The organism is Candidatus Accumulibacter vicinus (genome assembly GCF_000584955.1).
GTDB lineage: Bacteria > Pseudomonadota > Gammaproteobacteria > Burkholderiales > Rhodocyclaceae > Accumulibacter > Accumulibacter vicinus.
The window spans coordinates 27,752-32,823 of the sequence record NZ_JDSS02000039.1; the positions used below are offsets into that span (position 1 = coordinate 27,752).

A 5,072-nucleotide genomic window follows, 5' to 3' on the forward strand; every position below is an offset into this window, starting at 1 on the left:
AGCGCGATTCCTGCCGCATCCAGGCCACGTAGCTGAAAACTGCCTGGGCGCACCGGCGCGCCGACGACCCGCCCCACCAGCCGATGGGCATACCAGGGTCGCCGCACGGTCGCCAGGGCCTGGATCGCGACGGTCGTGGAGGTCAAGCCCGTCCAGTCATAGAGCGTGGCAATGCCGGTCGCATGATTCAGCGTCCCGACTGGGACGCCGCTGTCGGTGAGCGGCGACGGGTTACGGTAAATCGTGCCAGCGCGTTCCACATGCACTGCACTCCCCAGCAGAAAGCGCAACGAGGCGGGCAACACGGCGTCGGCATGATCCGGCGTCAAGTCGATGCGCAAATCGGGGACGGGATGGGTTTCGGTCTGCGCGGCAGGCGCGTCGCTGGCTTTGCGCGCCGTCCAGCCGAAGGTGGCGGGCGCACTGAAGACGGTGCAAGGGACATTGGCATAACTGCCGGCGGAAAAGTAAGACAGATAGACGCCCCGGACGATATTCTTGACCACCAGCACCACTTCGCCGGTAGTGGAATTCACGCTGGAGCCGATGTCGACGATCTCCCCGACCAATCCGCCCGCGCCGTCGTCGGTAACGACAAACGATTCAGTGATTAGTGGATACGGCGAGTGATAACCAAAACCCAGGGTTACGCTCAATGTCAAACTGCCGCCCGCCAGCGGCAAGACCGCGCCAGGCAGGGTCATGACGAAGGTGCGGGCGCTGGGCGCGACGGTGACAAAAGAGCCGCTATAGCGCAGCTTGCGCTGATAGCTGACGCTGAACAGCCCCGCTGTATCCGGGAACGCGCTCGGCAGCGGAGTCAGGTTCACCATTCCGGTTTCATGCAGGGCCTGGCCGGTCGCCTGGCCGCTGATGACGCCGTTGCTGGCGACGGTTGCGGTTTTCGTCACGCCGCCGGACGGCCAACTGAGGCTGAGGCTCCCCGGCTCCGCCGGGTAATCGAGCGTGACTTGCAACGCCGGAACAGGGGCGGAGACCTCGCCATCGCGGCGCAGCGCGTGAATTCCGGTCGCCCAGGCGAACAGAATCAACGAATTCAAATCCGGCAATGCCTGCAACGACAACTGCACGGTGCCGGTGGCGTAGTTCAGGGTGCCGGAGCCGTGGGCGGAACTCGCGCCGACGAGTTGGCCCTTGCCGTTGTCGGTCAGCCGGTACCATTTCCCGAAGGCCAGGTAATCCACCACCAGCGTGCCGGGGGCAGGGATTGGCGCGAGCGTAGTGACATAGACCAGGGCGCGGGTGGAGACGTTGATGGGCAGCCCTAGCGTGTGTGCCGGGCCGATCAACGGCGCGGCGGTTTGCGCCGTCACCGTCCAGGTTCCCGCGCTCGGAAAGACAATGCACCCGGCGGCATAGTCCATTTCTGCGACCGCGCCACCGCTCGCGGTCAGGAATCCGGCGCTGGTGTCGGTATACGTCTGCGTGCCGGTGACGGCCACCGTGCCCGGCATAACGCCGGAACCGAGGTAAATCACCGTTCCGGTGACATTGGCGGCCAGGATGCGGGCCGGGCCGCAGGGGAACATTTGTTGCGGCAACGCTTGCGCGGGCTGATCGGCTTGCGCTTTTTCCGCCTGAGTGCTGGGCACCAATTGCTCCATCACCCGGTGGACGGTAATGACTGAAGTCTCGGCGTTCGCCGGAGCCGCCAACGGCAGCAGGCCGTAATAGCGGGCTGCGTCGGCGACTGTGGTGTAGCGCACACGGGTCGGCGCATAGATATTGGTATAGCGAATCGGCGCGTCCAGCCCGGCAAAGTCGTAACGCAACGGCTCGGCGAGATAGAGCGTCACCAGACGGCGCTGAAAATCGCCGGTCGCGTCGGTGAAATCCTGAATGCGCTCCTCCACTTTGGTGATGCGCACGTACTGTGAAACAGCAGGGTATCCTGCTTTTTCCTGGCTCAGGAGATAGCTTTCGCCCACTTCCGGCAGCGCCGCGCTCAGCAGTTGATAGCCGATCACCGCCCGCTGGCCGACGACGGCATTGCCGTAGAACGTCAGCGGCGAAATGGGGCCTTGGGTGAGGTAGGATTCAATCCGGGTCGCCAGGGCGGCGCGCTCTTCGCCGAAACTGGCCGCTCGCGCCAGGAGGGCGCTAATCGCGGGGTTGGCCGGGGGTTGGCTGATATAAACGCCCGCGCCGTAGTACCAAAGCACGTCATTCGATTGGGCGGACAGATAGAGTAGGCGAGCGGATAAGCGCCCGTTCACTGCATCCAAGTTGCTGACGCCGGGAAACAGATTGTTGCTGATGTTGTCAGGCAGCGCCACGCTGGTGATCTGGCCGCCGCCGTCGCTTTGATCCGTCAGCCGCTGCGGTTTGAGAAAGTTGAACTGCGTGCTGTTAAGCCCCATTACACGGCTCCCCGTTGCGCTCGTTCGGCTCGACTCAGGAAGTCGTCCGGGTCGTCAAAAGTAAAGGCTTTCAAGTCGCGTCCGTCCCCCCGCAAATTCAGTTGAAAAATTTTGGCCGGAGCATTGAAGGCGTCAGCGTTGCCCGCGCCCGACGCCCGCCGGGGCGGGTCGTTGTCCGGCGGGGGCGCGGCGCGTTGCGCGTCCTGCTGCTGGATTTTCCTGAGTTTCAGATCGTAGATCTCTTGCTCCAGTTCGAGCGCGGTTTGCAGATCGCCCAGGGCCTTGGCGTCACCGGCGGCCTTGGCTTCATTGATCTGCGTCTGCAATTCCAGTTCGCGCTGCTTGCGCTCCAGTTCCAGCACCCCTGCCTGATCGCCTTTTTCCTGTAGCAAGGCCCGCTGGGCTTCCTCCAGCGCCGCTTGCGCGGCGGCGCGCAGTTCCTCCATCTTGCCCCTAGCGGTATCAATCGCCTCCTGGAGTTGCGAAAGATCGGTGTCGTTCAGCAAGTCAAAAGTGGCGCGGGTATCCTGGGTCGCCAGGGCGAGAGCCTGCTGGGTCTGGGCGGTGAATCGCCCGTGTTCGGCGTAAGCGTCCAGGGCGTCAATCGCTTGCTGCACCGCGATTTTCTGGTCGAAAAACGCTTGTTCGATGGACAGCGCACTCGCGGCCACGTCATTCGCCCAGCGCACAAAGCCTGAGCCGCCAACCCGCACCGTTTGCGACAGTAAGTCCCCGGTCTGGCGTGAGGCTTCGGCGAGGTCGGCCAGGCTGGCGTTCGCCAAATCCGCGCCGTCGCGGAAGCCGTCAAACGCTGCCCGGGCGGCGGGCGACAGCGCTTCCAGGCGCTTTGCCCAGCCGGTCAGAATGCCGCCGGTGATCTCGCCCATGGCCTTGAGTTGTTCGGCGTGTTCTTTCGCGGCATCTGCCGCTTCGGCGGCGGCTTTTTGCGCAGCGGCGGCGGCTTTGGCCGCTTCGGCTTCGCCACGCATCTGCTCGGCGTGTTCTTGGGCCGCATCCGCCGCATCGCGCTTGGCGGCGACCATCGCTCCCATCGCTGCCAACTGTTCTTGATCGGCCTTTGTCAGTTCGCCATCGGCGGCCAGTTCCAATGCCTTGGCCGAGAGCGCGTTTTCAGCGTCCGCCGCTTCAATGGCGCGGCTTTGCGCCTGCGCCTGGGCTTGTTCAATGCGCCGATCCGTCAGATCGGCCAGCGCTTTTTCTTTCGCGGCCTCGTCGCCTTTAATATCCGCCAGCCGCACCGCGCCCTCGGCTTCCTGCACCTGCGCGTCGTGATAGCGCTCGCTGGCGTCGGCGCTGCGCTGGTGTTCTTTGGCTTGTTCGGCATACAGACGGGTCAGTTGCCCAATCGGCCCAGCCATGATTTCGGCTTGTTGGGCTTCGCGTTGCATTGCCGGGATTTTCGCCTCGATGCTGGCGACCGCACGTTTACGCTCGGCGTTCTCATCCATCATCCCCTGAAGGTATTTCTGCTGCTCCGGGGTCATTCCGCCCTTGGCTGCCGCTTCCGCGTAGAGTCGGTTAATCAGTAAATCGGTTTGCTTGATTTGTTCTTGAGTGTGGGCGATTTCGTCTTTTGCGTTCTTGACGATTTGAGCCGATTGCTCAGCGACGAGCTTGGCCGTCTCTTCTTCGTCACCGCGCGCTTTTGCCAGCGCAAGACTGGCTTCGATTTGCGTTTGTTTAATGGCGTTATTTTTAGCGGCTTCGGCGGTTTCTTTTTCGATCAGCGCCAGCAATTCCCGCGTTGCCGCATGAAGTTTCAGAGTATGTTCCGCCTGAAATTGCAATTGCGCCGCCAGCGCCGCCGAGGCTTTCGCTTGCGCCTCTTTCGCCGCCGCATCCGCTTTTGCGTCAATGAGCGCCTGGGTCTGCACTGGAGTGAGTTGGCGGTAGCTCTGGTACTCTGCTTCCATCGCCGCAACCCGGGCCTGTATTGCCACTGCCGCAACGCGGTCAAATTGCGCCTGGCGTTCCGCCGCTGTAGCTTTTTCTTTCGCCAGTTGTAGCGTGAGCGCTTCGACTTTTTGCAGATCGCCCGATGTTTGCGCCAGATCAATTTCGGATTGAAGCCGGTCTTGATTGGCGTCGGTGACGGCCTGGGTTTGCTTTGCCAGGTCTTCAGCCCGCCCCGATAGATTGCTCATCGCCACTTGCTGCGCGGCCAGTTGGGCGAGTTCCTTGGCGGTGAGGTTCGTCTGCCGATTTTGCGCTTCGGCCAGCGCGCCGCCGAGAGCGATTCGTTTTTCTTCCAGCGCGCTCAGCTTGGCGGTTTCATTCGCCAGATTCTCTTGCGCCAAGGCCAGGTCTTGGGCGTTGCGCTCCACCCGCACGGCCATCCCGGTGCTTTCATCGAGGTAATCCGCGTAGGCCCATCCGGCGGCTGTCGCCTTTTCGACCGCTTCTCGCTGCCGGTCTATCGCCTCATCCATGCGAATCTGTTGGCCTTTCAACTGCTGTTCGCTCATCTTTTTCAAGGAATCAGCGTAGGATTCCGTTGAAGTCGTCAGGTCCTCCGTGTGGGTCTTGCTTTTCGACAGCATCGGCAACAGCGCAGCAAACGCACCGACCGCCAATAAAATCAATCCGCCCGGCCCGGCCAAGAAGCCCATGGCGCGACTCATTAACCCAGTCGCCGCCGCCGTCTCGGTTTGCAGCGCCGCCAAGCCCGCT

General features: G+C 62.6%; 2 protein-coding genes. Both read right to left on the minus strand.

Translation table 11 applies throughout. The features are described from left to right. Positions 1–2,381 (minus strand): hypothetical protein (locus tag CAPSK01_RS17460; protein WP_034929693.1); only part of this gene is annotated, 2,381 nt, incomplete at its 3' end. Beyond that, positions 2,381–5,072, minus strand: a 2,692-nt coding sequence (locus tag CAPSK01_RS17465) for a hypothetical protein (protein WP_273703985.1), incomplete at its 5' end; no start/stop codon positions are given. The genes CAPSK01_RS17460 and CAPSK01_RS17465, both read right to left, overlap by 1 nt.